Below are 24976 nucleotides of genomic sequence, written 5' to 3' on the forward strand. Positions count from 1 at the left end.
TTCGTTGTGGCGATTTATAAATCTTTCCAACCCAATCTCCTTATGATAAAGTGAACCCTATCTTTCTGAAAGGGGAACATGCGGAGGTTGGCGATATGAAGTCTTTGTTTCAGACCGTATGCTTGTGTATTCTTTTATTTCACTGTACTCAAGCGGAAAGAATCAGTTTTGATGCAAGTAAGGGAAGCGGGTTGGTTATCAATCTTTTGCCTACGATCCTAAATACAAACGTAACTCCTTTCAATTCTACTTTGCTTCCGACTTCGTTAAACGAAGGAGTTCCCACTTCGGTCACGTTTGCTTTGACAAATCCGCCGAGCGATTCCACAAGTTATCAATTTGTTTGGGCGGATACCACCGCTTCGCCCACAGCGACGCCTTCTTCGTTTTCATTTTCCGGCTCGAATTCGAGCGTTTCCGTCAGTTTACTTCCGATCGATAATAATTGTTTAGAAGATACTATGACATTGAAGGCGACTCGCGCGAGCGATAATCAAGTGTATCGATTTACGTTTTCGGTGATTGAAGCGGATAAATGTACTTTCGTGACCAGTTCCTCATACACGGGAGATTTTAACGGATTTCAGAATGCGGACTCACATTGTGCGGCGGAAAAACCGGCTTCGCTTCCCGGAAGTTCCGCGGAATACAAGGCCATGATTTCAGGAAGTACGACCGTCGCTTCCGTCGTCTATCAAAGACAGGCGACTTTGGTTTCCAATTGTAATATGTCGAGTACTCCGGGATGTACGAGCACGACGAACTGGGTCTTAAAGGCAAAGACGAGATATTATAGAGTCGATGCGACAACTTTGATTTTTACTACACACACGAGTGTTCCGGCGTTTAACTTTATTACTCAGTCTTTTACGAATTCGATCGCCGGAACGACTGGAAAAATTTGGACGGGACTTTCTTCGGATTGGACTTCATCCGGAACTTCCTGTCTCGCGACATTCGGTTCTTGGACTTATTTTTCCGGAAACTCTTCTTACGGAGATTTGAATTCTACTACAGGAACCGCAATCTCGGGAGGAAGTCTAACTTGTTCCACACCTTCCGCATTCTTCTGCGTCCGGCAATAAAGAGAATTAGAATTTGACTGTGTAAGCCGCCGTAGGAGTTATCTCGGTCGCTCCTGTGATCGGACTTTTTACTACGGACGCGCTAAACTTCCATCCTTCCGGATTTGGATCGGATAATAAGGCCTGCATCTTTTCGTAGTCTTTTGCAAATAAGAATGTGTGAATCAGCTGTAAACCGTAGACCGCTCCTAAAAGCCATTGTGCTTGATTGAATTGTGTGGTTGCCTGGCTGTAAGAGCTGAAGTAAGGATTTGTTGCAGTTGCGGTGATCAGCACTCGAGTTACGAGTGCAGTGGCTCGAACGGTTTCATCGGAAGTAACCGGATTTAAGGTTGGATCTAAGAATGCGGCCACCGTAATCGCGACGGAATTCGATTTATAATTTGCTTCTTCGGATACGGCGTTTTGTCTGCAATTATTAGCGTAAATTGCAGCCCCAGCAAACAGCGCAAAGCTGATGACAGCCCATTTTTTCTGACCGGTTCTCCATTGTCCCCAACCAGGAAGCGCCGCCGATCTCGCTGTAATTGTCCATTTGTTGTCCTTCCACGTTGATGCGGTAGGAGTTACTTCTGTTTTTGTCTCAGGTTGTTTTGTGGTTGTGACTTTTTTTATATCGTCTTTTTTCGGATCTTTTAAATTGATTTCTGAAATTTCGGCTTTGGAAATTGTTTGTATTTTTCCATTTACCTCTATCTGAACTTCGGTCCGAGTTTGATTTACAATCTTTCCCTGAATCGTTTTTCCATTTTTAAGTATGACCGTACTCGCTGAAATTGGTAAAGAAATTGTAAATACGAGAAATACAGCAAAGATTAGTATCTTTTTAAATGTTCGAGACATAGAGTTATAATTCCGGTTGTTATTCATCAAATTTTAGTCATCATCTTTTCTACAAGAAATTATCTTTTTGCTTGAAAAAACAAGTAGTAATCGGGGATCTTATATAACTGTGGCACATACATCCGAGTTAGAAAAGCTCTACAACCACAACAAAGATGATTTATTTCATTATATAAAAAAATCGTTTTATGACGAAAATTCTGCGCAAGATATTTTGCACGATTCGTTCTTAAACTTTTTTCGATATTATGAGAATAAAGACATTCCTGATCCGACTTCCTGTAGGATGATCCTTTTCCGGATTGCGAGAAACCTGATCATCAATCATGCAAAATCTTACTATCAGAGAAATGTATCCCTGGTCGGTGAAGACACAGGCAATAATTTTGCTTCAAAATCCCCAAGTCCGGAATTTTCCGTTATGGAGAAAATTGATCAATCTGATGTGAAAAATACAATGGATTCTCTTTTGGAAGCGATATCTCCGGAATACAAAGAGGCATTACTTCTTCGATATCAACAAGATCTAAAATTAGATGAAATTTCTAAAATCCTGGGAATGAGTATTTCCGGGGTCTCGAGACTTATCGAGAGAGCCGAGAAAGCCCTCGCCCAGGAAGGGAAAAAAAGGGGTTTCCAAGCTGGAAACTATATATAGTATATAGAAATCCTTCCGTCTTATAGTTTGAAATAATTAGAATTCTCTTCAATGGTGATAAAAAAAAATCGGAAATGGAAAAAATAGCTCAAATAGCCCCTCTTAGTTTGTTTAACAAACAGGAAGCGGGACGGAAATGAATCGCAGACCCGGGCAGAATGAATATGGAAAATAAGACACACACTCCCGAATTTGAAGGATACGCGCGACTTCTTAGAGACAAGGAATCCGTATCTCAACTCCCGGCTTTCGATCCCAACTGGATCGGAAAGAAGCCTCGCTTTATCGTGGAGGACAAAATAATGAGTGTTCCGACTGAAACGAAAATTCTTCAATTTCCAAAGACAGCCTGGCTCGCTGCAGCAGCAGTTTTATTACTAACCGTTGGAGGCGCTTGGTTTAGCCTTCGAACTCCAAAAGCGGAAACCGAAACAATCGTGCAGGGAACTCCTTTGAAAGCCGCAGTCGTTTTTGTAAAAGGAGAGGCTTCCGTAGTCAGAGAAGTAGAAACCAAATTACATCAAGGCGACCTATTGAACGAATCGGATATCATTCTTACAAAAGCCGGCGGCGCCGTGGATATCGGTTTAACAGATTCCAGCGTAATTCGTGTAAAAGAAAAGAGCAAGTTGATTCTAAAAGAACTGAGAGACAATAACGGATCGCAGATTCGTATGAATTTAGCGGCGGGTAGATTGTTAAACGTAGTCGAGAAAGAGAGCAAAGGAAGCAACTATTACGTAGAAACGCCGTCTGCAGTCGCGGCGGTCAGAGGAACTTCCTTTGAAGTAAACGCTTCTGAAAGCGAATCGGTAGTTTTTGTGGCGGAAGGTTCTGTAGAAGTAACTTCTCTAAATACTTCTAAAAAAGTTTTTATCCTGGATGCGAGCAAACTTGTTACCGTAAACAAAGACGGAGAAGTGGAATCGATTGACCTTTCCAAGTTGAATTCCACTCGTCCTGAATACAAGGATATGAAGAAGAATCTTGGAACTCTGGATAGAGAACTTCTTTCCGATGTTCAAAATCTAAAAACCGCTAAGACTGAAGAAGAATTGAGCAAAATTTACGACCTGAGTATCGAACATATCATCATGAAAGACGGAAGGGAGTTGAGAGGGGTTGTGGTTTCTCAAAAAAGAGGAAAGCTGGTCGTTCAAACTCTGAAAGGCTCTTACATCTTGGATGAAGAAGCGGTAGATAAGATTAAATACTGATCGAATTCTAAAAAGAATTCTTTCAAGAAACCGGTCGAAGGGTTTGCCTTCCGCCGGTTTTTTTATTTTGGAACGAATTAATAAGAAAGAAGTAAAGGAAGAACCGGGCTCATTCTGTGATTTTTTAGGCGCGGGCTCGAGTATATTAAAATATTCTAAAATTCTTATTAAAAATCGAGATGATCCGAAAGCCAAGAATCGATCGACCAGGAACCTCCTCCGAAAAGAATCAAGGCGATTCCCATACAAACCGCAAGAATATGATATTCGAATCCTTCTCCTCCTTGATTCCCAAACCAGTTCATAAAAAAACCGATGTCTCGATGAGTCCAGCCCGCCACCGCTAAAGTGCAGGTGATTCCAAAAGCCGCAAGACGGGTAAAGAGTCCAAGAACCAATGCGATAGAACCGAAGAATTCCGAGACGATCGCTAAAAGAGCGAGGACCGCCGGGAATTCCGCCGTATTTACGAAATAATCCATCGACGCTTCCATACCGACTCCGCCAAACCATCCTAAGAGTTTTTGCGCTCCGTGAGGAAAGATACAAATCGCGAGACCGATTCGGAGAAAAAGCGGAGATAAAGAATCGCGAGTAGAAAAAAAACTTTGTATCATAGAATCCCCGAATTCCATCCTTTTTGAGCTGGGGAATGAGAAAGGAAATCAAAAATTAAGAATCAAAACTGCCGGTTTTCGATTGGATTCGAGATTCGTTGAAATGGATCCTTTTTTGTGAGAATTTCTTGCGGAGTTCCGACCATGTTTTGAAACCGATGAGGATTTCGTTGGTTTTAAGCCGATCAGAGCGATTTTTTATTTTTTGGGAGTTCCTACATTCTTTCTTTTTCGGAGTAAAATTCCGTTTTCCATCCATTTGAATCTTTCTTCCCTGGATTTTTATTTTTTTTTGTAGGAACTCCTATAGAATTTCTTTCCTTCTTGTCTCCTTCCAAGGTCGAATTTCCCTTATACTATGTCTCATACAAATGAGGAGATCTTTCTCCGAAAAAAAAGGAGTTCCTACTTTTTCCTTTCGAAGCGGTACTTGTTTTCTATGACACAAATACTCAAAGCATCTGTATTTTCCGATCTCGGATTCGAGGTTTTCTCCTCCGGAGTTCCGACCTTCTTTCTTTGAAATCTGAAGATTCCAATCTAAAATCGGTTGTCGAAACACCCTAATCCGAAAAATCTGGCATAAGATTATTTGGCGGGAAACCTATGTCTGAAGAAACACAAGAAAAGAAAAACAAAAAGATCAATAAGATGACTGTAGCCGAGATCAATGCTGCAATCCAAACTTCCAAAGAGAAGATGAACGGAAATTCTAGCAAATACATCCTGCACTTGAATGCAAGACTGGAAGAACTCGCAGTGAAAGGTAAGAAATAATTTTATTCCTTTTTCCGGTCCGTCGAAGAGCGACGGATTCCGGCTCTGCGTCCTTTTTTCTACCTTTCTAAATCTCTCGATCCTTGCTCCAATTCATCGACATAAAACACCAGTACGCATCCTCGGTTCTTTTCGAGGGATTCTCTTGGCATATCAAACCGGGAGCTCGTGTCTGTCTTGTCGGTCCGAACGGTTCGGGCAAATCCACTCTTTTTAGAATCGCAGAAGGGAAATTTGTTCCGGACGACGGAACCGTTTCCAAATCTAAAAATACTGAAATTTCAGTGTTCCAACAGCTTCCCGATTTCGATCCGGAAGCTTCTGTGATCGATACCGCATTAGGAAAACATAAACACTATAGGGAATATTCCGAACGTCTCAAAGGGATCAATCATAAGTTCGAGATCATTCCTCATGATTCTTCCGAGTTCGTGTCTCTTCTCGACGAACAGAGTTCTCTGGAAGAATACGCTTTCACCTTTGGAGTTCACGAGTTGGAGTCAAAGGCCCGTAAAGTTTTGGGCGGACTTGGATTCTCCAATGAACAAATGGCGATGAAGGTGAGAGAATTTTCTCCGGGATATCAGCACCGTCTGGGACTTTCGATCACTCTTCTCAATCCGGGCAACTTACTCTTGTTAGACGAACCGACCAACCACTTGGATAACGAGTCGAAAGAATGGCTCGCGGATTATCTCAACTCAACCGGACAATCCTTTGTATTAGTCACTCACGATCCCGAATTCCTAAATTCCACCTGTGATACGATCGCGGAACTTTCCCCTTCCGGAGTTATCGAATTTAGAGGAACCTTAGAAGAATATTTCGAACACAAGAACGAACTTCAGGAAAAACTTCAAACCCAGTTCGAAAAAGAAGAATCCTATCTCAAAAAAAGAATGGAATGGATCGATCGTTTTCGCGCTCAAGCCACAAAAGCGAGACAGGTTCAATCCGCGCTCAAAAAACTCGAAAAACGGGATCGGATCGAAGCTCCTCAAGAATCTTTTTGGAATTCCAAATCGGATTATAAATTCAATTTTATCTCTTCCGGAAGAATCACCGCAAGAATCGAGGACGGTGCGTTTTCTTATTCGGGAAAACCTCCTTTTATATTCAGCGACGCCAATCTTGAAATTTCGGCGGGTGATAAGATTGCAGTGGTCGGACCGAACGGAGCGGGGAAGTCCACGTTCCTCCGCTGTCTATTAGAAATTCATAAACTAACTTCCGGTAAAATTTATTACGGACCGAAAACGAAGATCGGATATTTTTCGCAGAATCATCACGAGGAACTGGATTCTTCCAAAAATCTTCTTCAGACCGTGATGAGCACTTATCCCGATCTTTCAGAACAACAGGCCCGAAGTTTGCTCGGATATTTTTCTTTTTCGGAAGACAGCGTTTACAAACAAACCGGTCTTCTTTCCGGGGGAGAACAGAGTCGTCTTCGTCTCGCGCTTCTCGTAAGACATCCGGCCAATTCGATCTTTTTGGACGAGCCTACCAACCACTTGGATCTGGTCGTCCGGGACAACCTCAGACGTGCGCTGATGGACTACGAAGGTTCTCTTCTGATCATTTCTCACGATCCTGAATTTTTAAAAGATCTTTGTAACAGAACCATCTCGGTGGATAAGGGACAGATTCGAGATTTCAACTGTACATTCTCGGATTATCTAAAATACAATCTGAAAGAAACCGCCACCTCCGATTCTCGGAATGGAAATTCTTCTTCCCTCAAAAAAGAAGAACCTTCTCAAACTCGTTCCAAGAAGAATGCGGATAAGAATCGTATCAAAAAAATCCAAAAAGATCTGGAACAGATCGAAGCCAAAATAGAACTTTTAGAAAAGTCTAAAAAGAATTTGGAAGAAGTTCTGGCCGATCCCGGTTTTTTTAAAAATCGAAGTTATCAGTTGGAATTGGATAATTTAAACGAAACAAAAAATGAGATCTCACGTTTGACGCAGGACTGGGAATCTCTTCAATTAGAGTTGGAAGAACTTTCCGGATCGGCCTAATCGATACTTGCGATTTAATATCAAAAGATTTTGAAAAGAAAGTCATTCATTTTCGATTCGATTCTTGTATAGTAAGGAAACGTTTTTTATGACACCGAAAGAATTAAAAAAAAGATTGGATCTTAGAAAAGAAGGAAAAGATTCCTTCTATCTCCTCGACGTAAGAAATCCGAACGAAGTGGAAATTTGCACGATCGAAGGAACGGATCTTCTGATTCCGGTAGGAGAACTTTCCGGTCGATTGTCCGAAATCGTTCCTTGGAAAGAATCCGGAAAGGAAGTGATCGTCTATTGTCGTTCCGGCGGACGTTCGGCTATGGCTTGTGGAATTCTAAATCAATCCGGTTTTGCAAAGCTGCATAACGTGGAAGGTGGAATTCTTCTTTATTCCGACGACGTGGATTCTTCCCTCGCCAAGTATTGAGATTTAAACCAAAATGAAAGAATGCGTCGGTCGTTATTCTCGCGGTTCGGCGCAGAAATTTCTATCCATAACGTTTCTTTTCTAGGGAATTGAAAACCGCCTTTAGTATTGAATACTAAAATTGAATGTTAGTAATGCCATTGTATTCAAATGAGAATTCGATTGACTAAGCAATTCATATGGGTATTATGTCGTATTATTTGGGTTGCATATTTGAAAATGACTTTGCCAGGGACGTGACTTACCGATACCTTGTACATAGGATATTAAGATGAAAAAGTTGTTAGATAAATGTATAGCGTTTGGTGAGGTGGTAATCGCTGCCAGTGAAATTGAAGTAACAATTCCTACCCTTTATACAATTGAAGATGATGCTTACTTCTATATATATTGTCCTAAAATTGGCATTTTTGCTTATGGTAATGATATAAAATCAGCTGAAGATAATTTGGTAGATGCGATCAGCGTTAACTTTGTTGCACTTCATCGTGAAGGTCGGATCCAAGAATTATTTCTAAACCCACTTGAAGAAGAGTATTCTAATGCTATTGAAACATTGAAAACAACCCGAGACTCTCGACTTCTAGTGTTGATTGCGGAACGTCATTTAAATGCAGAAAATACGCATGTATTTCCTGCGGTTAAAAAAGGACCGCAAATTTATGAAATCACGAAGCAAATTAAACTTAAACTTACCTCTGAGAATGTTCGTATCGAACAAATCGCTTGAATGCCAAATATCAAATACTGTGAAGCTTCTATATTTCTCTCAGAGTTTTTGCCTATAGAATTGTCTTATCAGTCGCAGCGTATTAGTACGGGTGGTCGTAGAACGTTACTTTTTTGGAAGCCAGAATATCAGACGCGACCGGATGGTACTGGGTGTTTTTTCTCTGAGTTTGGAAGAACATATTTAGGGGAACACAATACGAATGAACCTCATGATCTATATATTCGCAAAATTTTAGAACGATTGTATCGTTCGTTAATGAGACTTGAGAAATCCCCTTCTTTTGAAGTTGATGATCTAATGTCTAAAATTCCTTGGAAAGAAAAAGTGAAACCTTCTGTTTCCAATATGTATTTGTAAAAATCAACTTTTCGTTTTCAATCATTTTGAATAATTAAAAGAGTCCATATTCGAAGACGTCTGTTTTCAAGCGGAAGCGATTGACGCGGAGTCAATAAATTGGAATTAGAAACGATCCGGCTCTTGGAAAATTTGCAATTTATTGACTGGAGCGGAAAGCGCGGTCCTGCATTTCCGCAAGGGTTTGTAGAACGGAGCGACTTCAGGATCCGCCCAAAGAATTCGTTCTATTCGGAATCGATTCGTTTTACGAAAAAAATTCTTAGATCATTCGCCTAAGAGAATTTTTCGGAAGTAAAGAAAACCTTCGGCCAGAGGATCGTCCTTTCCTCCGCGTCTTCTTTTGAGCATATTCGTAAGATCCAACACCATCAAGCCGTACATCCAAGCCCACATCATTCTCGCGAGCGCGGGGTATTCTTTTTTGGAAAGTTTAAATTCGTGACTCACGCAGCCGTTACGGATGGTTTCTAAAAACACACGATAACTCGTCGGCAAACTCGGGAACGCCTTTCTGTGCATATGCCCGTGAACCGTGTTGAACATCACCTTGTGAAGTTCCTTGTTGTTCAAAGAAAAGTCCCAATACGCGCGAGCGATTCCCGCGAGTTTTTCAAAGGAATTTTTTCCGTTTCTCTGCGCGTTTCTTAGAAGCTGCGTAAGTTCGGTTTCACCTTTTGCGATCAGAACCTGAATGATTTCTTCTTGGCTTTTAAAATGAGAATAAGGACTCGCGACGCTACAGTCCAATTTTTCGGCGATCTTTCTCATCGAAAGACCGTCGATTCCTTCTTCCAAGAGAATCTCCATCGCCACCTGGACGATGTTTTCTCGATTGAGGCTGTTTCTGGATCTTCTCTTGTGTCGAACTGCAATTGTCATTTTAGATTCTAACTCTATCAAGCCGCCTTGGAAACCGGAACCCTTCCCTGAGTCGTCCAAACGTCTCGTTTGATATGGATGATCCCAACTTTATGCAACCCCTTCATGATCTGAAAGCAAAAATCGACTTCCCACCATTTATATGCAAAGTTCGGAGAAGTCGGATGCCCGTGGTGATTGTTCTGATACAATTCTCCCATCGTCAAAAAGTCGATCGGAAGCATATTCTTAGACTCGTCCCGGGTTTTAAAATGATTCTTATATCCGTATTTATGTCCTCCCCAGTTTACGATCGCGCCGTGAATCGGTCCCATGAGCCAGTGGATCGGGAGAAGTAAATACCAGCCCCATTGTCCATCCGGAACAAAAGCCATATAGTAGAACGCATAGAGAGAACCGAAACCGATCCGAAACCACCAGTTTTGTCCGAGCATATCGATCGCCTTCCAACGAGGAATGAAGTCCCGTGTGAATTCCGGCTTTGGAGAAACTCGATCATAAGCGAAATCATCATAGATATGTTTAGTTTTGATCATCATCTCGAAGGGATTTTTAGAATGATGTGGAGAATGCGGATCTTCTTCGGTATCGCTGTAAGAATGGTGCATTCTATGCAGAACCGCGTATCCGTACGGGTTTAGATAAGAAGGGCCTTGGAGAACCATCGTCAAAAGATGAAAGATTTTTTCCCAGAAAGGATTCATCGTAAACATCGCGTGGGCCGCGTATCTGTGTAAGAAGAACGTTTGGACAAAAACCGAACCGAACCAGTGTGCAAAAAATAAAATTAAAATGGGGACCATTGTGGGCTCCTTTGTTTTTTTCTCTTCAACGAACAATGTTCATTATGGTCAGAATAAACGAACGTTGTTAATTATGTAAAGAGAAAAACGAAATGAATTCCTACTTTCCAAAAATGGGTTTTTTTGGGGATTTGGATAAAAAAGAGTAAAAATGAGTAAATCACCTGATTTCGGGGCTTTTTTCTATTCTTTTTAGGTGGCATCGGTGGTAGCAAAGAAAGCGGTTCAAAAGAAATCGGTAGGAACTCCAACTTCTAAGTCCGGGAAAAAAGGGGTTTCCACGTCCGGAAAGAGCTCTTTAAATCGTGTTAAACTCAATGAAACGCTCCCTAAACTCAGCGGCTCGCTCTCTATGGCTCGCTCTCTATGGATCGCTCTCTATGGATCGCTCTCTATGGATCGCTCTCTATGGATCGCTCTCTATGGATCGCTCGCCGGGTCGGAACTCCGTTAAAGCTTCCGGCTCTAATGGGAAAAAAAAATCCTCCATAAGTTCTCAGAAAGCTGCTTTGATTACCTCCTCGAAGGGAAAACACTTTCCAGCGCCTTGGGATTTGAAAGGAGAAGGTTTTCTTTTTCCTCTTTGGGCAAAAAAAGATTATAACCGCGAAATGGGATTTTTTTCAGGAGAAGATTCCAAACAATATACGGGTGGTCTGGGTTCCTTGATGCTCGTGAACTATGAAACGAGTGATGTAGGGCCTTATTACGAACTTCTTTATATTCCCGGTAACTTTACCTACAAGGACCAATCTTATAAAAGGATTACGAGAATCTTCGTCTCGAGTCAGAAATCGGTGGAAGAAGGAATTCTCAATTGGGCGATTCCAAAAGAAAGAGCGGACTTTACTTGGATCCGCGAGGGAATTCTCACGAAAATTTCCGCGTTCCGAAACGGAAAGGAATTCTTCCGAGTGACGATTGCAACAAAAGGATTTTCCTTCCCGGTTTCCACAAAAATTCTTCCTTATACACTTTTACAAAAGGGTCCGGAAGGTTATTTGAGTACTCAATTCGTCGGGAAAGGAAAAGGAAGAATCGCGACGATTCGGGAAATCTGGTGCGACGAGGCGGTATTTCCGGACGCGATCAAAGGTGGGATTTTTAAAACGGGAATTCATTCCGATCCGTTCGAGTTGGTCTTCCCTGTTGCGGACAAAGTCGACTAACGTATTTTTGGAATTCGAAAAAACATTCAATCATTAGAATATTAGAGTTATTAGGAGTAATCATGGAAGAAGCAGTCATCCTGGACGGGATCAGAACCCCGTTCGGTAATTTTGGAGGAACCCTTAAGGACCTCAGCGCGGTGGATTTGGGAGTTTTGGCTTCGAAGGCAATTCTCGAAAAAACGGGAGTTTCTCCGGACGTAATCGGAGAATCCATTTTTGGAAACGTAATTCCGACCGGAAAAGAAGCGATCTATCTCGCGCGTCATATCGGTCTAAAAACCGGTCTTCCTCTGGGAGTTCCCGCATTGACTTTAAATCGTCTCTGCGGTTCCGGTATGGAGGCGATCATCCAAGCCGCTAAAAAGATTTATCTCGGAGATGCGGACGCGGTTCTCGCGGGTGGTGTGGAATCGATGAGCAACGCTCCTTACGTTGTGCGCAACGCTCGCTGGGGAGTTCGTTACGGTTCTGCGGAATTTGAAGATACTCTCGAACAAGGTCTTACCGATCAGTATGTGGGATTGATCATGGGCCAGACTGCGGAAAATCTCGCGGACCAATATAAAATTTCCAGACAAGAACAAGACGAATGGGCTGCGATCTCGCAAACTCGCGCCGAGAAAGCGACTGCGGAAGGAAGACTGAAAGACGAAATTCTTCCGGTTACCGTCGGCGGCAAAAAACCGATCACATTGGATAAAGATGAATTTATCAAAGGTGCGTCCGGCGCTGAAAAACTCGGAAGTCTGAAAGCCGTTTTCCGCGAAGGTGGAACCGTGACCGCAGGAAACGCATCCGGTCTCAACGACGGTGGCGCGGCTACGATCATCACTTCCGCTTCTTACGCACAAAAGATCGGTAAAAAACCTCTCGCGATCATTCGTGGTTACGGTCACGCCGGTTGTGATCCTGCAAAGATGGGAATCGGTCCGGCACTTGCAATTCCAGCGGCTCTGAAAAAAGCCGGCCTAAAACTTTCTGACATGAGTCTTGTGGAAGTCAACGAAGCGTTTGCGGCTCAATATCTCGCGGTTCAAAAAGAACTCGGACTCAATCCTGAAATCACAAATGTAAACGGCGGAGCCGTTGCGATCGGACATCCGCTCGGAGCTTCGGGCGCAAGAGTTACGATCACTCTAGCCTACGAACTCAGAAGAAGAAAGGCAAAATACGGAGTGGCTTCTCTTTGTATCGGCGGCGGTCAAGGGATCGCGCTCGTTTTGGAGAATCCCGAAGCGTAGTCGGATTCGAGAAATCCGTTTTTATAAAAAGCCCGGTGAAGCCGGGCTTTTTAGTCTTACAAAATAACCGAAGGTGGTGGAACTTTCTCATTCGGATTTGGATCTTTTTTCCATTCTTAATATTCCTTTTTTCCCCTTCCTTGAAAAACAAATGGATTCTCCCGTTGAAAAATGTTAGAGTTCCTACAAAGAATCGGATCCAAAAGAGAAGTTTTATCCTCTCCATTTGAATCCATGACTTAGCCGGAAATCGGGTCTGATTGGTCTGGAAGGCCATTCCGGTCGCTTTGGTCTTTCGTACCTTCTTGACGGTAAAGGATTCTCTTCGAATCCTGCATTACAGAGCTCTTAATTCCAGGTTCCAATACCGATTTCGAGGCTGTACCGGATTTTCCGGCTATCGGCGATTCAGGCGGGATGCCAGGAACCATCGGACGAGTTCAAATTCGACAAGGTGTGCTATTAAATGGAATTTGCCCTTTCCAGCGAACAAAAAGAATTACGCGATCTCGCGAGAAAATTCGCAAAAGAAGAAATGCGTCCTCGCGCGGAGCATCACGACCATACGGGAGAATATCCCATGGAAGTCCTCAAAAAGGCCTGGGAAATCGGTCTCATGAACATCCACATTGAACCTCAGTTCAACGGTTCCGGAATGGCGGAATTAGACGACGTTATCATTGGAGAAGAATTATTCTGGGGATGTTCCGCAATGGCGACCGCCATTCTCGCAAACAACCTCGCCCTCGCACCAGTTCTCTTAGGCGCGAGTGATAAGATCAAAAAAGAATTCGTTCAACCTATGACGGAAGAATTCAAACTCGCAGCTTATGCAGTCACAGAACCCGGAGCCGGATCGGACGTCGCGGCGATTCGTACTTCCGCAAAAAAAGTCGGAGACGAATACATCATCAACGGTTCTAAAATGTGGATCACCAACGCCGGTTACGCGGATTGGTTTTTTGTTCTTACCAAGACGGATCCGGCCGCGGGACACAAAGGAATCACCGGCTTTATCGTAGATGCAAAATCTCCCGGAATCATCATGGGAAAAAAAGAAATCAACATGGGTCAGAAATGCTCCGATACCCGTGGAATTACTTTCGAAGACGTGAAAGTTCCCGCTTGGCAGATGGTAGGTCGCGAAGGCGAAGGTTTCAAGATTGCGATGGGAGCGTTTGACCACACTCGTCCTGGTGTTGCGATCGGAGCCGTAGGAGTCGCACGCGCCGCTATGGAACACGCGATTCAGTACGCAAACACTCGCAATACTTTTGGACGTCCGATCATGGACAACCAAGGAATTTCCTTTATGATTGCCGAGATGGCGCGCGATATCGAAGCGGGTCGTCTTCTTTGTTACCAAGCCGCTTGGATGATCGACAACAAATTTAGAAATACATACCAGGCTTCGATTGCAAAGATGTTCTGCGCGGATATGTGTATGAGAATTTGCACCGACGCGGTTCAGGTTCTCGGCGGGTACGGTTTTAATACGGAATATCCCGTCGAAAAATTAATGCGCGACGCAAAGATCTTTCAAATTTACGAAGGAACTTCTCAAATTCAAAGAATGATCGTTTCCCGTTTCCTCGCGGATGGAAAGGGAATCGAGGGACCGAATTTCTGAAAGAATTCTCTCTTACATTCGAGGAGTTTTCCAAACTCGCAGAACGGGGAAACCTGATCCCGGTCTTCAAACAGATTTTTCTGGATATGGAGACCCCGGTTTCTCTATTTGCAAAATGGGGTTGTGAATCTTCGAAAAATTCTTTTCTCCTCGAATCGGTCGAAGGCGGAGAAAAACTCGGGAGAAATTCCTTTTTAGGAAAAGCTCCTTCCCGTCTTCTGCAAGGGAAGAATGGACTCTTTTACGTTGCCATCGGAAACGATCCCGAAACTGAAATCATCACTTATGATCCTCTGGTTCTTCTGGAGAATCTACTCGGAGACGACGTCTATGTACAAGACTATCGCCTTCCTCCTTTTGCGGGCGGAGCCGTCGGATTCTTATCCTTTTCCGCGGTCCGTTACTACGAATCGATTCCGGATACGAAGCCGGATGATGAAAACGCTCCCGATTGTTATTTTGCAATCTACGACGAACTTCTCGTAGTCGATCATATCGATCACGTTTTAAGGATCGTAGTCAACGCAAGAATCGGCGAACATTCCAATCTCAAAGAATGTTACGAAACGGTTCTTAAAAAAATCGATTCGATTGAGGACGAAATCAGAAACGGAATCGTTCCCGACGAAATCAAAAATCCGAAAACCGTTTCCGGGACTCTTCAATTTCATCCGAATATTCCGGATGAGGAATATAAGAAAAACGTGGAACGCGCTAAGGGATACATCAAGGCGGGCGATATCTTCCAGGTCGTTCCTTCAAGAAAAGTTCAATTCAAACCGGAAGTTTCCCCGTTTCAAATCTATCGCGGTTTAAGAACCGTAAACCCTAGTCCTTATATGTATTATCTCCGGCTCGGAGAAATCACGATCGTGGGAAGTTCTCCCGAGATCATGGTTCGATATGCCGGAAATCAGACCTTTCTTCGTCCGATCGCCGGAACTCGTCCTCGGGGAAAGAATGCGAACGAGGATAAATTCTTAGAAGACAATCTTCTTTCCGATCCGAAAGAAATCGCCGAACACATCATGCTAGTGGATCTCGGCCGAAACGATCTTGGCCGTGTTTGCAAACCCGGAAGCGTTCGTGTCAGCGATTTTAAGGTGATCGAAAAATATTCCCACGTTATGCACATCGTGAGCCAATGTTCCGGAGAATTGGACGAGGAAAAAACGGTCTACGATCTGATCCGCGCCACACTTCCTGCGGGAACGGTTTCGGGAGCTCCGAAGATCCGCGCGATGGAAATCATAGACGAACTCGAAACGACAAGACGAGCGATCTATTCTGGAGCGCTCGGTTATATTTCTTTTTCCGGAGAAAGCGATCTCGCGATCATCATTCGTACGATCGTATTTTACGGAGATACCGCATTCTTACAAGCCGGCGGCGGGGTCGTCTTCGATTCGGTTGCCGAGTTGGAATTGGAAGAAACCAAAAACAAAATGGCCGCTCTCTTAAAGGCAGTTGAGTTTGCGAGAAACGGACTCAAAGGAGAATGGAAATAATGCTTCTCCTTATCGATAATTACGATTCTTTCACATACAATCTCTATCAGTATTTTTGCCAGATCGGAAACAACGTAGAAGTGTTTCGCAACGATAGAATTTCGTTAAACGAAATCAACGAACTTGCTCCGAAAGGAATTATTCTTTCTCCCGGTCCGGGTCGTCCCGAAGATTCCAAGGTTTGTCTGGACGTGATTCGGGAACTCGGAGGGAAGGTTCCTATTTTCGGAGTTTGTCTCGGACATCAGGCGATCGGTCTTGTTCACGGAGGAAAGATCGTCTCCGCTCCTTCGATCATGCACGGAAAGGTTTCGCTGATCGAACACGACGGAAGGGATATCTACAAAGGAATTCCTTCTCCTTTTGTCGCTACTCGTTATCATTCTCTTGTGATTCAGCCGGAAAGTATGCCCGCGGAATTGGAAGTGGCTTCCAAAACTCCGGATGGAGTGATCATGGGAGTTCGTCACAAAACAAAAAAACATCTCTACGGAGTTCAGTTTCATCCGGAATCCATCATGACCAGCGCGGGATTGGATCTGGTCAGAAATTTTTCCTCGATTGTCCAGGAGTTATGAAGCTTTTTTTCAGGCTTTTGTCTTACTCCGTACACTACAAGTACCGATTCTTTTTGGGGATCGTATTTGCCCTTTTGACCGCGATTCTCAACGCAGTCTCTCTCACCGCATTCATTCCTCTTTTTGATTCCCTGGGTAACGACAAACAAACTCGGTTTCAGTTGCAGCTAACGTTGCCGGAACAAAGGATTCTTCTCAAAGAAAAGGTTTTCGGAGACGAATCCCTCGATGGGCTCGAAAGAACCAAACTTCTTTTGATCGACGTAAAGGAATGGATCAACGGAAGAACCAAAGGACTCGAACCTAAGGAAGTCGTTTGGGCGATCTGCATCATCGTGATGCCGCTTTATCTTCTAAAGTTGATCACCTATCTTTTATCAGTATTCTGCATCGCCACCGCCGGATACAAGGCCGTCAGGGATATTCGGCAGGAATTGTTCGAGAAGAATCAGCTTCTTCCTCTTACATACTTTTTCAAAGAAAAAACCGGGATGATGATGAGTAGAATCATCAACGACGTGGAGGTTGTGGCCGCGGTGATCTCGAGCAATTTCAGAGACGCTACGATCAACTTCTTTTACGTGATCACCCACTTGATGGTTTTATTGTATTTAAATACGGAATTGCTCGTTGTCGCCTGTCTCACGGTGCCGGTGATCATTCTTCCCGTGACTTTGTTTACGAGAAAGATTACGAAGTCCACGATGCGTTCCCAGGAAAAGATGGCGGATCTAAACGCGAACATCCAAGAGATGATTTCCGGAATCAAGGTGATCCGCGTTTTTAACACGGAAAAATACGAGCAGGGAAAATTCGGGAAGATCAACCACAACGTCTATCGTAGGAACTTCAAAGGCCAGTTTTATCTTCAGATCGCTCCTTCCTTAGTGGAGTTGACTTCTTCCATCGTGGTTCTCGGTTTTTTTGCGGCGGGTGCAAGCCTGATCTACAACGGAAGATTTACTCAGGGAGAATTTATGGCGTTTCTCCTAACGTTACTTTTTCTCTTAAGACCCTTGACTCAACTTTCTCAGATGGTCGGAAAGATCACACAGGCGATCGCTTCCGGAAAAAGAATTTTTGAAATCGTCGATTTGGAAACGGAAGATCACAGCGAGGAAAGTAAGATCTCTGCGCCTCCTCTGGAAAAAAGCATCGAATTTAAGAATCTATTCTTCTCTTATCCTGGAACAAACGCCGCGGTTCTCAAAGACATCAATCTCAAAGTTAAGAAGGGAGAAACGATCGCATTGATAGGTGCGAGCGGTTGCGGAAAGTCTACACTCATGGACTTACTTCCAAGATTTTTTGATCCGACTTCGGGTTCGATCGAATTCGACGGAACTAACGTCTGCGATATCAGTCTCGGAGATCTTCGTAAAAAGATCGGGATCGTAACCCAGGATATCTTTTTGTTTCACGGTTCGGTGGCCGACAATATCGCCTACGGAAAACCGGGGGCGACTCGTAAGGACGTTATCCGCGCGGCAAGACTCGCACACGCGCACGACTTTATCAAAAAGATGGACAACGGATACGATAGTATTCTCGGGGTACGCGGTCTCAATCTTTCCGGTGGTCAGAGACAAAGACTCGTGATCGCCAGAGCGCTTTTGCGAGATCCGGAGATTATGATCCTGGACGAGGCGACCTCCGCGTTGGACGTAGAATCGGAACGTCTTGTGAGCGACGCGCTTCGGCGTTTGTATGCGAATCGTACCACGTTTGTGATCGCTCATAGACTTTCCACGATCAAGGATATTCCAAGAATCATCGTGATGGACAACGGAAAGATCGTGGAAGAGGGGGATCACAATTCTCTCTATGAGCAAAACGGAATCTATCGAAAACTTTCGGACAATCAATTTGCGGCAAATAACGGAGTATTAGCATGAAAAAGATCGTTTTGATCGTAGACGATAACGACCGCTATGCGAACAACCTCAAGGTTTGGTTTGAAAAAAACGGATTTGAAACGGTGAGGGCCGTGGACGCGGCTCAAGGCTGGCAGATCTATTCCCAGGATAAGAATCGATTTCATACGATCGTCACGGATATCACGATGGAAACCCAGACTTCCGGTCTTTGGATGATTCGGAAAATTCACAGGGACGGATATCAGGGAAATAAGATCATCGCTACAACCGGTTTCGATTTTCCGGGTGTGATGTTTTTTTCCAGTTCCATTCTCCCGAGTTTTGCGGGAATCGGTTGGATGGTTCCGAAAGTTCCTCTGAAGGAAGGAAATGTAGTTTTCCTTCCCACGTCTTTGAAGAAAAAAATTCCTTACGAATCAGTTCTCTAACGGAGGGCCGTTTTCCGGCGTTTGTTCCGTGTTAGACGGATTGGCCGGGTCGGTTTCTTCCATATCGGAAGCCGGAGTAAACGTTACCGGTTTTCTCTTGTATCTTTTTCCCTTTTTCTCTTTCGGAGGAGCGACGATGGTTCTGATTTTGAGAAAAGGACCGAACACCCAGGATTGAACCGTCTCAGAATAACTTTCCGGATTCTTCGATTCTAAAAGAAGCAAGTAATAATGATCCTCCACGAATTTGTCGCCGGTCTTTTGGATAAATCTACGATCGCTTTTTTTTAGGATCTTTCCAACTTCGCCTAACGTAAGATTACGAAGTTTGCGTGAAGTAGGATACGGATTCTCTTGCGCGTAACCGCCTTCCACCTGAACGGTTCCGAATTGATAGAACGCTTTTCTTAAATTGAGTTGGGCCAGGATTCTTTGAGTCAATTCTTCGGAAGGAGAACTTTCCAAAATCCGAATAAAGGAAAACGTTCCATAGAGACTCGTGTTTTGACCGATCGCTTCTATGATGTTTTTTACGTATTCCGGTTTTGTTTCCAGGGTTTGTTCCAAAATTCTCAGAGAAGCCCTTGTTTTATGAATTCCCAACGCCTCGATCGCCGTCTTTTGCAACTCGGGATCTTCCGAATCCAAATACGTTTTGAATAACTTGAGGTCTTCGTTTACTTGAAAGGCAGCAAGACCCAAAAGGGAAGCCTTCACGATTTCGGTCCTGGTGGAACGGATTCCTTGGCGGATTAGAATGTCCCTTGCGGAAGGATCCTTGGTTTTTCCCATTCCTCTCCAGGACGAGAATTGCACATCCGGATCGTTGGACTTGATCCCTCTGAAAAAATAATCCAAAGAAGAAGGCGAACCGATATCGGCTAACGCTTTGTAGGCGGCTTGTCGGACTGCTTCTCCGTCCCTTTCGATTACGTGATGAAGGGTTTTTACTCCGCCTCGTCCCATTCTTCCTAACGCTAAAACCGCCGCAGCCCGAACCCTTGGAATCGGATGTGTGAGCGCCATACGGTCTAAAGTTTTATAACGTTTTTCCGTTTCTGCCCGGAATACGATAAGAATCCCTTTTTTGAGAGAAAGGTCATAGTCGATTTCCTGTCTCTCTTTCGGAGTCAGATCTTTCCGTTTTCTACGTTCGTAAGAGGAAACTCCGTCCGATTCTTCCGTAAGATTTCTCGGATCGTCCACGTTCAAACCTTCCGACGCGGAATTTCCCGGAGAATCTCCCGTATTCGGTTCGGCTCCGGAATCATCGGGCGCGTCTACCGTTTGCGGAAGTTTCGATTTTTCATGAAGTCGGTTTCCGGATTCTGCATTTAATACGGAACTCAAAATACCGAATACGATTACGCAGAGAAAATACTTTTGAAGTTTTGAATATAAGGACATCGGGTACCTTTGAATGGTAAAATTTTTGCTAAGATGCTATTTATAAGTTCGTCCGATTTTTCAGCTTTTTCCTGTTTTTTTCCGTGACAAGCATGATTTCCGAGAACCGGAATGCTTGACGGAAGGCTGGAAACCTGCTAAGTTTTGGCTATCAGGAGAATTTCTTTATTAGCAAGCTCAGCGGTAACCTCAACGGCCTCAAATCCAACCAAATCCAAAGACTGAAAAAAATTTCCGAGAAAAGAATCCGGGAAGATGTACTCATTAGTCAAGAAATTTCACGCACTCTCTGCGAATTATCCTTAGAAATCGGCAAACAAATCGGGATTCTTATCGATCGTTCCGGCTACGTTACACACGTGTTAGTCGGATCCGATACTTCGATCGAAATTCCTTTTTTAGACCGGCTTCGGACTTCCGAAGCGAGGTTGAGAGGGCTTAGACTGGTTCATACCCATTTGAAGGGAGAATCGCTCAACCAGGAAGATTTAACCGACTTGGCGCTTTTACGTTTGGATTATATTACCGCAGTGACGATGGATTCTTCCGGAAATCCGAATGCCTATTTCTCCGCGCATTTTAATCCGGAATCGGAAGAAGAACTCTGGACCGTTCTTCCGAAACAATATCCCGGACAACTCAAGGAAGGGATTCACGAGGAAATTTTAGAGATAGAATCTCAGCTTTCCCGTTCCCGAAAAAATCTCAAAGACGCACAAAAAGAAAACCGCGCCTTTCTCGTCGGGGTTTATCCCGAAAGAAACATCGGGAGACATCCTTCTCTTTCGATGGAAGAACTGAAGGAACTTTGTAGAACGGCGGAAGTTCACGTAGTCGATACCTTTGTTCAGAGAAAGAATCGTCTGGATCCTTCGACCGTTTTGGGAAAAGGAAAACTCGAAGAGATCATCTTAAAAGCGATTCAGAAACACGTGGAACTTCTCGTTTTTGATCTCGAACTCACTCCTTCTCAGGCGAAAAAAATTTCCGATATCGCCGATATCAAAGTGATCGATCGAACCCAACTCATTCTCGATATCTTTGCTAGAAACGCTAAAAGCAGGGATGGTAAGTTACAAGTCGAACTCGCGCAGTTGAAATATCTCAAGGGAAGACTGACCGAACTCGACGACAATATGTCGAGGCTCACGGGAGGAATCGGAGGAAGAGGACCCGGAGAAACCAAACTCGAAATCGGAAAACGAAGAGTGGAAGAGAGAATCACAAGACTCGAAGTCGAACTCAAGTCCCTCAAAAAAAGACGGGAGATCAATCGACGTCAGAGAAAGAAAAACGAACTTCCCGTTGTCGGCATCGTGGGTTATACGAATGCGGGAAAGTCCACGTTGCTCAACGCGCTTACGAACAGCGAGGTTCTCTCCGAAAACAAATTGTTTGCGACTCTCGATCCTACTACGAGAAGAATCCGGTTTCCCGAAGAAAGAGAAATCATTATCTCCGATACGGTGGGATTTATACACGATCTTCCTCCCGAGTTATCGAATGCCTTCAAAGCCACATTGGAAGAATTGGGAGATTCCGATCTTTTAGTGCACGTCGTGGACGTTTCCAATCCGGATTACAAACTGCAAATGGAAGCCGTAGAAAAGATTTTAGAAGAATTAGATCTTTCTCATATACCTATGATCCAGGTTTTTAATAAGATCGATAATCTGGAAAAGTTTAAGACTCTCGCCTTGCAGGAGGGATATTCCAGTGAGTTCAAAAAAACAACGAAAAATTCTTTGAATCACGGACCCGGTTTGGAAGCGATTGCGGATTTAAAAGAAGATTTAGGGATCGATTCTCACGCGGACACCATTTTGGTATCCGCTTATCAAGGGTGGGGATTAAAAACTCTTTTGGATCTTTTGGAAGAAAGGATCTACGAAAAAGCTTTTTTGGCTTCTTCTACGGAGTTGTAAATTTCCACTTTTTTCGGAAGTTCCATCAGACGAATTACGTTTTCCAAAAAGTGGTTGAGTCCGCCGATTACGATCTTGCCGGAATGTTGGTCCACGGTTTTGATCAACGTAAGAATCGTTGCAACTCCCACGCTGTTGATATATTCCAAACCGGAAAGATCTAAGATGATGTTATAGACCTCTTCCTCAAAGATAAAATGTATCTTACGGGAAATCTCAAAAGAATTGGAGTTAGTCACCTTGCCGTTGAATACAACAAGCAGGACTTCCTTATTTGGAAGACTGGATTTGGTCGTCTCTATATACAATGAATCGAATTCTACTCTCGCCATGAAAATTCCTATTTTATCTCTCCGGATAAAGTTTCCCTTCTCTATATTTCAGTCGGACTTTCTCGCTTATTTGAAGCTCATCGACTCGATACTTCCCTCTCAACACAACTTCGATTTTTCCTCTTTGGGGAATCGGACCTTCGTATTTCAGATACTCCCTTCTATGAGAACGTTTTTTTTCAAATTCTACAACGCGGCCTTTTAGAAAATCATCCAGATTCTTCTGAGAAGAATCGAAAGTATGAAGTTCCAGTTCTTCGCCGGGATCCAGGAATAAGTCCAGATGTCCCCCATTCTCCTCAAAATGCAAAGACAAAGTGAAATCTTTCCAACACATCCCCGGAATTTTTAGAGTTTATCCTCTAATCGAATCGCAACGGAAGTATGGCGGATCAGAGATAGGCCGTCTATGATCTTCAATGATTTCTTTATATTCTCTTCGGTCGCCGGATGTGTTATCACAACCACTTCGACCGGTTCTTTTTCCGCTTCGTTTTGTCTTACCGAAGAGATGGAAATTCCGTGATCTCCCAAAACCTTCGAAATTTCGGAAAGAACCCCCGGAAGATCGACCGTTGTAAATCGGAGATAATAACGGACCAAAGAACCGTTAGCTTCCGAAACGCTCGCCGGCGGAAACAAATTTTTCTCCGGAGTCAGACCTTTGTTTCTTCTCGCTCCATAATAGAGAATATCCGAAACGACGGAGGAAGCCGTGGGTAATGACCCGGCTCCTTTTCCTACGAACATTCCCGGACCGGCGTAAGCGGTCTGGTAGTAGATCGCATTCATCTCGTTCATGATATTCGCGAACGGATGTTTGACCGGGATCATAACAGGTTGTACCCTTGCTTCCAACTGATCTGAAATTTTTCGAACCAATCCGAGAAGTTTGATTCTATAACCGAGTTCGCCCGCGAATTGAATGTCCAACCCGCTAATCTTTGTTATACCTTCGATTTGAACGCTCTGTAAAGGAATTTTTTGAGAGAAAGCTAAACTTCCTAATATGCTAATTTTATGCGCGGTATCGATTCCTTCCACATCGAAGGTCGGATCCTTTTCAGCAAAGCCGAGTTCTTGCGCGAGATGAAGGGCTTCCGAGTAGTCTAGGTGTTCCAATTCCATTTTGGAAAGAATAAAATTCGTAGTTCCGTTTAAGATTCCGTAAAGAGATAGAAAAGAATCGGAACCAAGCCCCGTCTTGATGGAACGAATCACCGGAATGGCTCCTGCGACGGAAGCTTCCATTCCGATTTCCAATCCTCTTTCGTGAGCAAGTGAGAAGAGTTCCTCTCCTCTTTGAGAAAGGAGAGCTTTGTTTGCGGTGATTACGGTTTTTCCATTTTTTAAGGATTCGCTTACGATCGTATAAGCGACGTCAGTCCCTCCGACGAGTTCTAAGATCATATCGATTTCCGGATCGGAGATGATTTTTTTAAAATCGGATTCTAATTTGCAATCGGGAAAGTTCTGTAATTCTTTTTTGATTTTATCGGGAGTTCGGGTCGAGACGGAGGAGAGAATCAGATCCAAACCGTATTTCTCGCGATATGCGGCACTTTCTTTTTTGAGAATCTCGAGAACCCCAGATCCAACGGTTCCAGCTCCAATCAATCCGATTCGAATGCGTTCCATGGATTACCATCTTCGAAATTTGCAGGGAGGATTCACTCAATTTTCATTGGAAAAGGCTTCGTTCCGGGAAGGATTGAAATTTTAATTTACAACATTTCATTTCTCTGGTACGAATCAAAGATAAGTTTTTAAATTCAAAAACACAGGTCCAAATGGCAAACAAAAGAAGGCCTCCCAGAAAGAAACATAATTCAAATCCAAAAGGTTCGGGGGGAAATGAGAAGAATCGGGAAAACGCCGATTCCAACCGGGGCGGTAATGAGTCCAGAGAAGGGAATCGAAGACATTCTCATCAGCAACGCCAGCAACAAGGAAAGAATTTTCAGAGAAACCAGGAGTTCCATCGTAAAAGCCAAGAATTGGCGATGGAAAAAAATCCTCCGAAAGTAAGAGCTCCGAGAGAAGGAAGCCGATACTTAGCGGGTGCGATCCTAACCGGAAGCATTGTACTTTTAGGAATCTTTAGTTATTTCATTTGTGAGAACTATCACACAAAAACTCCCGTCTACGGAAAACGAGGTTGGGATGATTCGTTCCAAAAATCGGTCACCTGGGCTGAAGCAAAAGAAATCTGCGACGAAAGATCAAAACGTCTACCGGGAAAGGATCAACTCAAGAATTTCAGCAAAAGAGCGGATTCTAAGTTGAGAAACGCCGGAGTATTTTGGTCGTCCAGTCCGGAAGGGGATTCCGGTTATTACTATTCCGTAAATTTCAAAGATGGAATTGAAACGAGTAGTCTTGGAACGATGAAGTATAACGTGATCTGCGTAAAGTAAAAATAATCGAAAGAATCCGGAAGGGAAGAAGAATGTAAAAT

The 24976-nt window shown here is 43.7% G+C and carries 25 protein-coding genes and 1 pseudogene; 18 read left to right on the top strand and 8 right to left on the bottom strand.

What is annotated here, in order from left to right; genetic code table 11:
* Nucleotides 1-95: 95 nt before the first annotated feature.
* A complete protein-coding gene (locus JWG44_RS11910; protein ID WP_205275179.1) occupies nucleotides 96-1085 on the top strand; it encodes a DUF1554 domain-containing protein in 990 nt (329 codons plus the stop codon).
* 6 nt (nucleotides 1086-1091) lie between these two features.
* Here the strand turns inward: JWG44_RS11910 and JWG44_RS11915 are convergent, their stop codons facing one another.
* Nucleotides 1092-1928 (bottom strand): LA_0442/LA_0875 N-terminal domain-containing protein, encoded by an 837-nt coding sequence (locus JWG44_RS11915; RefSeq protein WP_205275180.1) that lies wholly within the window; start codon nucleotides 1926-1928, stop codon nucleotides 1092-1094.
* Nucleotides 1929-2037: 109 nt separating this feature from the next.
* Between JWG44_RS11915 and JWG44_RS11920 the strand changes: the two genes are divergently transcribed.
* Together JWG44_RS11920 and JWG44_RS11925 are read left to right on the top strand one after the other, a co-directional pair.
* On the top strand, nucleotides 2038-2586 hold the full coding sequence (locus JWG44_RS11920; RefSeq protein WP_100786809.1) for an RNA polymerase sigma factor: 549 nt from the start codon (nucleotides 2038-2040) through the stop codon (nucleotides 2584-2586).
* A 164-nt stretch (nucleotides 2587-2750) separates the two neighbouring features.
* A complete protein-coding gene (locus tag JWG44_RS11925; RefSeq protein ID WP_205275181.1) occupies nucleotides 2751-3803 on the top strand; it encodes a FecR family protein in 1053 nt (350 codons plus the stop codon).
* Between the two features lie 167 nt (nucleotides 3804-3970).
* On the opposite strand, the gene JWG44_RS11930 is transcribed toward JWG44_RS11925, so the two are convergent.
* The gene (locus tag JWG44_RS11930; protein WP_205275182.1) at nucleotides 3971-4420 is read right to left on the bottom strand and encodes a DoxX family protein; all 450 of its coding nucleotides are present in this window, start codon (nucleotides 4418-4420) and stop codon (nucleotides 3971-3973) included.
* A 606-nt stretch (nucleotides 4421-5026) separates the two neighbouring features.
* Here JWG44_RS11930 and JWG44_RS11935 point away from each other — a divergent pair.
* From JWG44_RS11935 to JWG44_RS11955, 5 genes are all read left to right on the top strand, one after another.
* Entirely contained in the window at nucleotides 5027-5197 is a 171-nt protein-coding gene (locus tag JWG44_RS11935) for a hypothetical protein (RefSeq protein WP_118967347.1), read from the top strand.
* 83 nt (nucleotides 5198-5280) lie between these two features.
* Entirely contained in the window at nucleotides 5281-7221 is a 1941-nt protein-coding gene (locus JWG44_RS11940; RefSeq protein ID WP_205275183.1) for an ABC-F family ATP-binding cassette domain-containing protein, read from the top strand.
* 88 nt (nucleotides 7222-7309) lie between these two features.
* Complete coding sequence (locus JWG44_RS11945; protein WP_205275184.1) at nucleotides 7310-7645, top strand: rhodanese-like domain-containing protein; 336 nt, start codon at nucleotides 7310-7312, stop codon at nucleotides 7643-7645.
* Nucleotides 7646-7916: 271 nt separating this feature from the next.
* A complete protein-coding gene (locus tag JWG44_RS11950) occupies nucleotides 7917-8375 on the top strand; it encodes a hypothetical protein (protein ID WP_205275185.1) in 459 nt (152 codons plus the stop codon).
* On the top strand, nucleotides 8376-8735 hold the full coding sequence (locus tag JWG44_RS11955) for a hypothetical protein (RefSeq protein WP_205275186.1): 360 nt from the start codon (nucleotides 8376-8378) through the stop codon (nucleotides 8733-8735).
* Between the two features lie 267 nt (nucleotides 8736-9002).
* Here JWG44_RS11955 and JWG44_RS11960 read toward each other — a convergent pair whose 3' ends face one another.
* Nucleotides 9003-9617: a TetR/AcrR family transcriptional regulator gene (locus JWG44_RS11960; protein ID WP_069608670.1), complete on the bottom strand. Its 615-nt coding sequence runs from the start codon at nucleotides 9615-9617 to the stop codon at nucleotides 9003-9005.
* Nucleotides 9618-9634: 17 nt separating this feature from the next.
* Nucleotides 9635-10420: an acyl-CoA desaturase gene (locus JWG44_RS11965; protein ID WP_205275187.1), complete on the bottom strand. Its 786-nt coding sequence runs from the start codon at nucleotides 10418-10420 to the stop codon at nucleotides 9635-9637.
* A gap of 205 nt (nucleotides 10421-10625) precedes the next feature.
* On the opposite strand from JWG44_RS11965, the gene JWG44_RS11970 reads away from it, so the two are divergent.
* The 8 genes from JWG44_RS11970 to JWG44_RS12005 all read left to right on the top strand — a co-directional run bounded on the left by JWG44_RS11970 (nucleotide 10626) and on the right by JWG44_RS12005 (nucleotide 18854).
* On the top strand, nucleotides 10626-10874 hold the full coding sequence (locus tag JWG44_RS11970; protein WP_205275188.1) for a hypothetical protein: 249 nt from the start codon (nucleotides 10626-10628) through the stop codon (nucleotides 10872-10874).
* A 55-nt stretch (nucleotides 10875-10929) separates the two neighbouring features.
* A complete protein-coding gene (locus JWG44_RS11975) occupies nucleotides 10930-11589 on the top strand; it encodes an acetoacetate decarboxylase family protein (RefSeq protein ID WP_205275189.1) in 660 nt (219 codons plus the stop codon).
* A gap of 62 nt (nucleotides 11590-11651) precedes the next feature.
* Nucleotides 11652-12833 carry an acetyl-CoA C-acetyltransferase gene (locus tag JWG44_RS11980; protein WP_205275190.1) on the top strand — a complete coding sequence of 394 codons (1182 nt, stop codon included), beginning with the start codon at nucleotides 11652-11654 and terminating at the stop codon, nucleotides 12831-12833.
* 466 nt (nucleotides 12834-13299) lie between these two features.
* Nucleotides 13300-14463, top strand: coding sequence for an acyl-CoA dehydrogenase family protein (locus tag JWG44_RS11985; RefSeq protein WP_205275191.1), 1164 nt, complete (start codon nucleotides 13300-13302; stop codon nucleotides 14461-14463).
* 86 nt (nucleotides 14464-14549) lie between these two features.
* Nucleotides 14550-15971: an anthranilate synthase component I gene (trpE, locus tag JWG44_RS11990; protein ID WP_205275192.1), complete on the top strand. Its 1422-nt coding sequence runs from the start codon at nucleotides 14550-14552 to the stop codon at nucleotides 15969-15971.
* Nucleotides 15971-16549 (top strand): anthranilate synthase component II, encoded by a 579-nt coding sequence (locus tag JWG44_RS11995; protein WP_100786800.1) that lies wholly within the window; start codon nucleotides 15971-15973, stop codon nucleotides 16547-16549. The genes trpE and JWG44_RS11995 overlap by 1 nt, the downstream gene beginning before the upstream one ends.
* Nucleotides 16546-18444, top strand: coding sequence for an ABC transporter ATP-binding protein (locus tag JWG44_RS12000; RefSeq protein ID WP_205275193.1), 1899 nt, complete (start codon nucleotides 16546-16548; stop codon nucleotides 18442-18444). Before JWG44_RS11995 ends, JWG44_RS12000 begins: the two co-directional genes overlap by 4 nt.
* On the top strand, nucleotides 18441-18854 hold the full coding sequence (locus JWG44_RS12005) for a response regulator (RefSeq protein WP_205275194.1): 414 nt from the start codon (nucleotides 18441-18443) through the stop codon (nucleotides 18852-18854). Before JWG44_RS12000 ends, JWG44_RS12005 begins: the two co-directional genes overlap by 4 nt.
* On the opposite strand, the gene JWG44_RS12010 is transcribed toward JWG44_RS12005, so the two are convergent.
* Nucleotides 18843-20261, bottom strand: a complete 1419-nt coding sequence (locus tag JWG44_RS12010; protein WP_205275195.1) for a HEAT repeat domain-containing protein — start codon at nucleotides 20259-20261, stop codon at nucleotides 18843-18845. The genes JWG44_RS12005 and JWG44_RS12010 overlap by 12 nt on opposite strands.
* Nucleotides 20262-20376: 115 nt before the next feature.
* On the opposite strand from JWG44_RS12010, the pseudogene hflX reads away from it, so the two are divergent.
* A pseudogene (hflX, locus tag JWG44_RS12015) lies at nucleotides 20377-22186 on the top strand (GTPase HflX).
* On the opposite strand, the gene JWG44_RS12020 reads toward hflX, so the two are convergent.
* From JWG44_RS12020 to JWG44_RS12030, 3 genes are read right to left on the bottom strand one after another with little or no spacing between them, the layout of a single operon-like run.
* Nucleotides 22147-22518 (bottom strand): STAS domain-containing protein, encoded by a 372-nt coding sequence (locus JWG44_RS12020; RefSeq protein WP_069608659.1) that lies wholly within the window; start codon nucleotides 22516-22518, stop codon nucleotides 22147-22149. The pseudogene hflX and the gene JWG44_RS12020 overlap by 40 nt on opposite strands.
* A gap of 13 nt (nucleotides 22519-22531) precedes the next feature.
* A complete protein-coding gene (locus JWG44_RS12025; protein WP_205275196.1) occupies nucleotides 22532-22834 on the bottom strand; it encodes a hypothetical protein in 303 nt (100 codons plus the stop codon).
* A 32-nt stretch (nucleotides 22835-22866) separates the two neighbouring features.
* Complete coding sequence (locus tag JWG44_RS12030; RefSeq protein WP_205275197.1) at nucleotides 22867-24156, bottom strand: homoserine dehydrogenase; 1290 nt, start codon at nucleotides 24154-24156, stop codon at nucleotides 22867-22869.
* 152 nt (nucleotides 24157-24308) lie between these two features.
* On the opposite strand from JWG44_RS12030, the gene JWG44_RS12035 reads away from it, so the two are divergent.
* Complete coding sequence (locus tag JWG44_RS12035; RefSeq protein ID WP_205275198.1) at nucleotides 24309-24935, top strand: LIC_10572 family protein; 627 nt, start codon at nucleotides 24309-24311, stop codon at nucleotides 24933-24935.
* The last annotated feature ends 41 nt before the right edge of the window (nucleotides 24936-24976 follow it).

The organism is Leptospira ainazelensis (genome assembly GCF_016918785.1).
In the GTDB taxonomy this organism is placed as follows: Bacteria; Spirochaetota; Leptospiria; order Leptospirales; family Leptospiraceae; genus Leptospira; species Leptospira ainazelensis.

Coding starts and splice junctions, on each gene's coding strand:
- JWG44_RS11980 (WP_205275190.1), top strand. CDS start 11,652: ATGGAAGAAGCAGTCATCCTGGACGGGATCAGAACCCCGTTCGGTAAT.
- JWG44_RS11945 (WP_205275184.1), top strand. CDS start 7,310: ATGACACCGAAAGAATTAAAAAAAAGATTGGATCTTAGAAAAGAAGGA.
- JWG44_RS11915 (WP_205275180.1), bottom strand. CDS start 1,928: ATGTCTCGAACATTTAAAAAGATACTAATCTTTGCTGTATTTCTCGTA.
- JWG44_RS11925 (WP_205275181.1), top strand. CDS start 2,751: ATGGAAAATAAGACACACACTCCCGAATTTGAAGGATACGCGCGACTT.
- JWG44_RS11910 (WP_205275179.1), top strand. CDS start 96: ATGAAGTCTTTGTTTCAGACCGTATGCTTGTGTATTCTTTTATTTCAC.
- JWG44_RS11935 (WP_118967347.1), top strand. CDS start 5,027: ATGTCTGAAGAAACACAAGAAAAGAAAAACAAAAAGATCAATAAGATG.
- JWG44_RS11955 (WP_205275186.1), top strand. CDS start 8,376: ATGCCAAATATCAAATACTGTGAAGCTTCTATATTTCTCTCAGAGTTT.
- JWG44_RS12020 (WP_069608659.1), bottom strand. CDS start 22,518: ATGGCGAGAGTAGAATTCGATTCATTGTATATAGAGACGACCAAATCC.
- JWG44_RS12005 (WP_205275194.1), top strand. CDS start 18,441: ATGAAAAAGATCGTTTTGATCGTAGACGATAACGACCGCTATGCGAAC.
- JWG44_RS11995 (WP_100786800.1), top strand. CDS start 15,971: ATGCTTCTCCTTATCGATAATTACGATTCTTTCACATACAATCTCTAT.
- JWG44_RS11960 (WP_069608670.1), bottom strand. CDS start 9,617: ATGACAATTGCAGTTCGACACAAGAGAAGATCCAGAAACAGCCTCAAT.
- JWG44_RS12035 (WP_205275198.1), top strand. CDS start 24,309: ATGGCAAACAAAAGAAGGCCTCCCAGAAAGAAACATAATTCAAATCCA.
- JWG44_RS12030 (WP_205275197.1), bottom strand. CDS start 24,156: ATGGAACGCATTCGAATCGGATTGATTGGAGCTGGAACCGTTGGATCT.
- JWG44_RS12000 (WP_205275193.1), top strand. CDS start 16,546: ATGAAGCTTTTTTTCAGGCTTTTGTCTTACTCCGTACACTACAAGTAC.
- trpE (WP_205275192.1), top strand. CDS start 14,550: ATGGAGACCCCGGTTTCTCTATTTGCAAAATGGGGTTGTGAATCTTCG.
- JWG44_RS11930 (WP_205275182.1), bottom strand. CDS start 4,420: ATGATACAAAGTTTTTTTTCTACTCGCGATTCTTTATCTCCGCTTTTT.
- JWG44_RS12010 (WP_205275195.1), bottom strand. CDS start 20,261: ATGTCCTTATATTCAAAACTTCAAAAGTATTTTCTCTGCGTAATCGTA.
- JWG44_RS11985 (WP_205275191.1), top strand. CDS start 13,300: ATGGAATTTGCCCTTTCCAGCGAACAAAAAGAATTACGCGATCTCGCG.
- JWG44_RS11965 (WP_205275187.1), bottom strand. CDS start 10,420: ATGGTCCCCATTTTAATTTTATTTTTTGCACACTGGTTCGGTTCGGTT.
- JWG44_RS11950 (WP_205275185.1), top strand. CDS start 7,917: ATGAAAAAGTTGTTAGATAAATGTATAGCGTTTGGTGAGGTGGTAATC.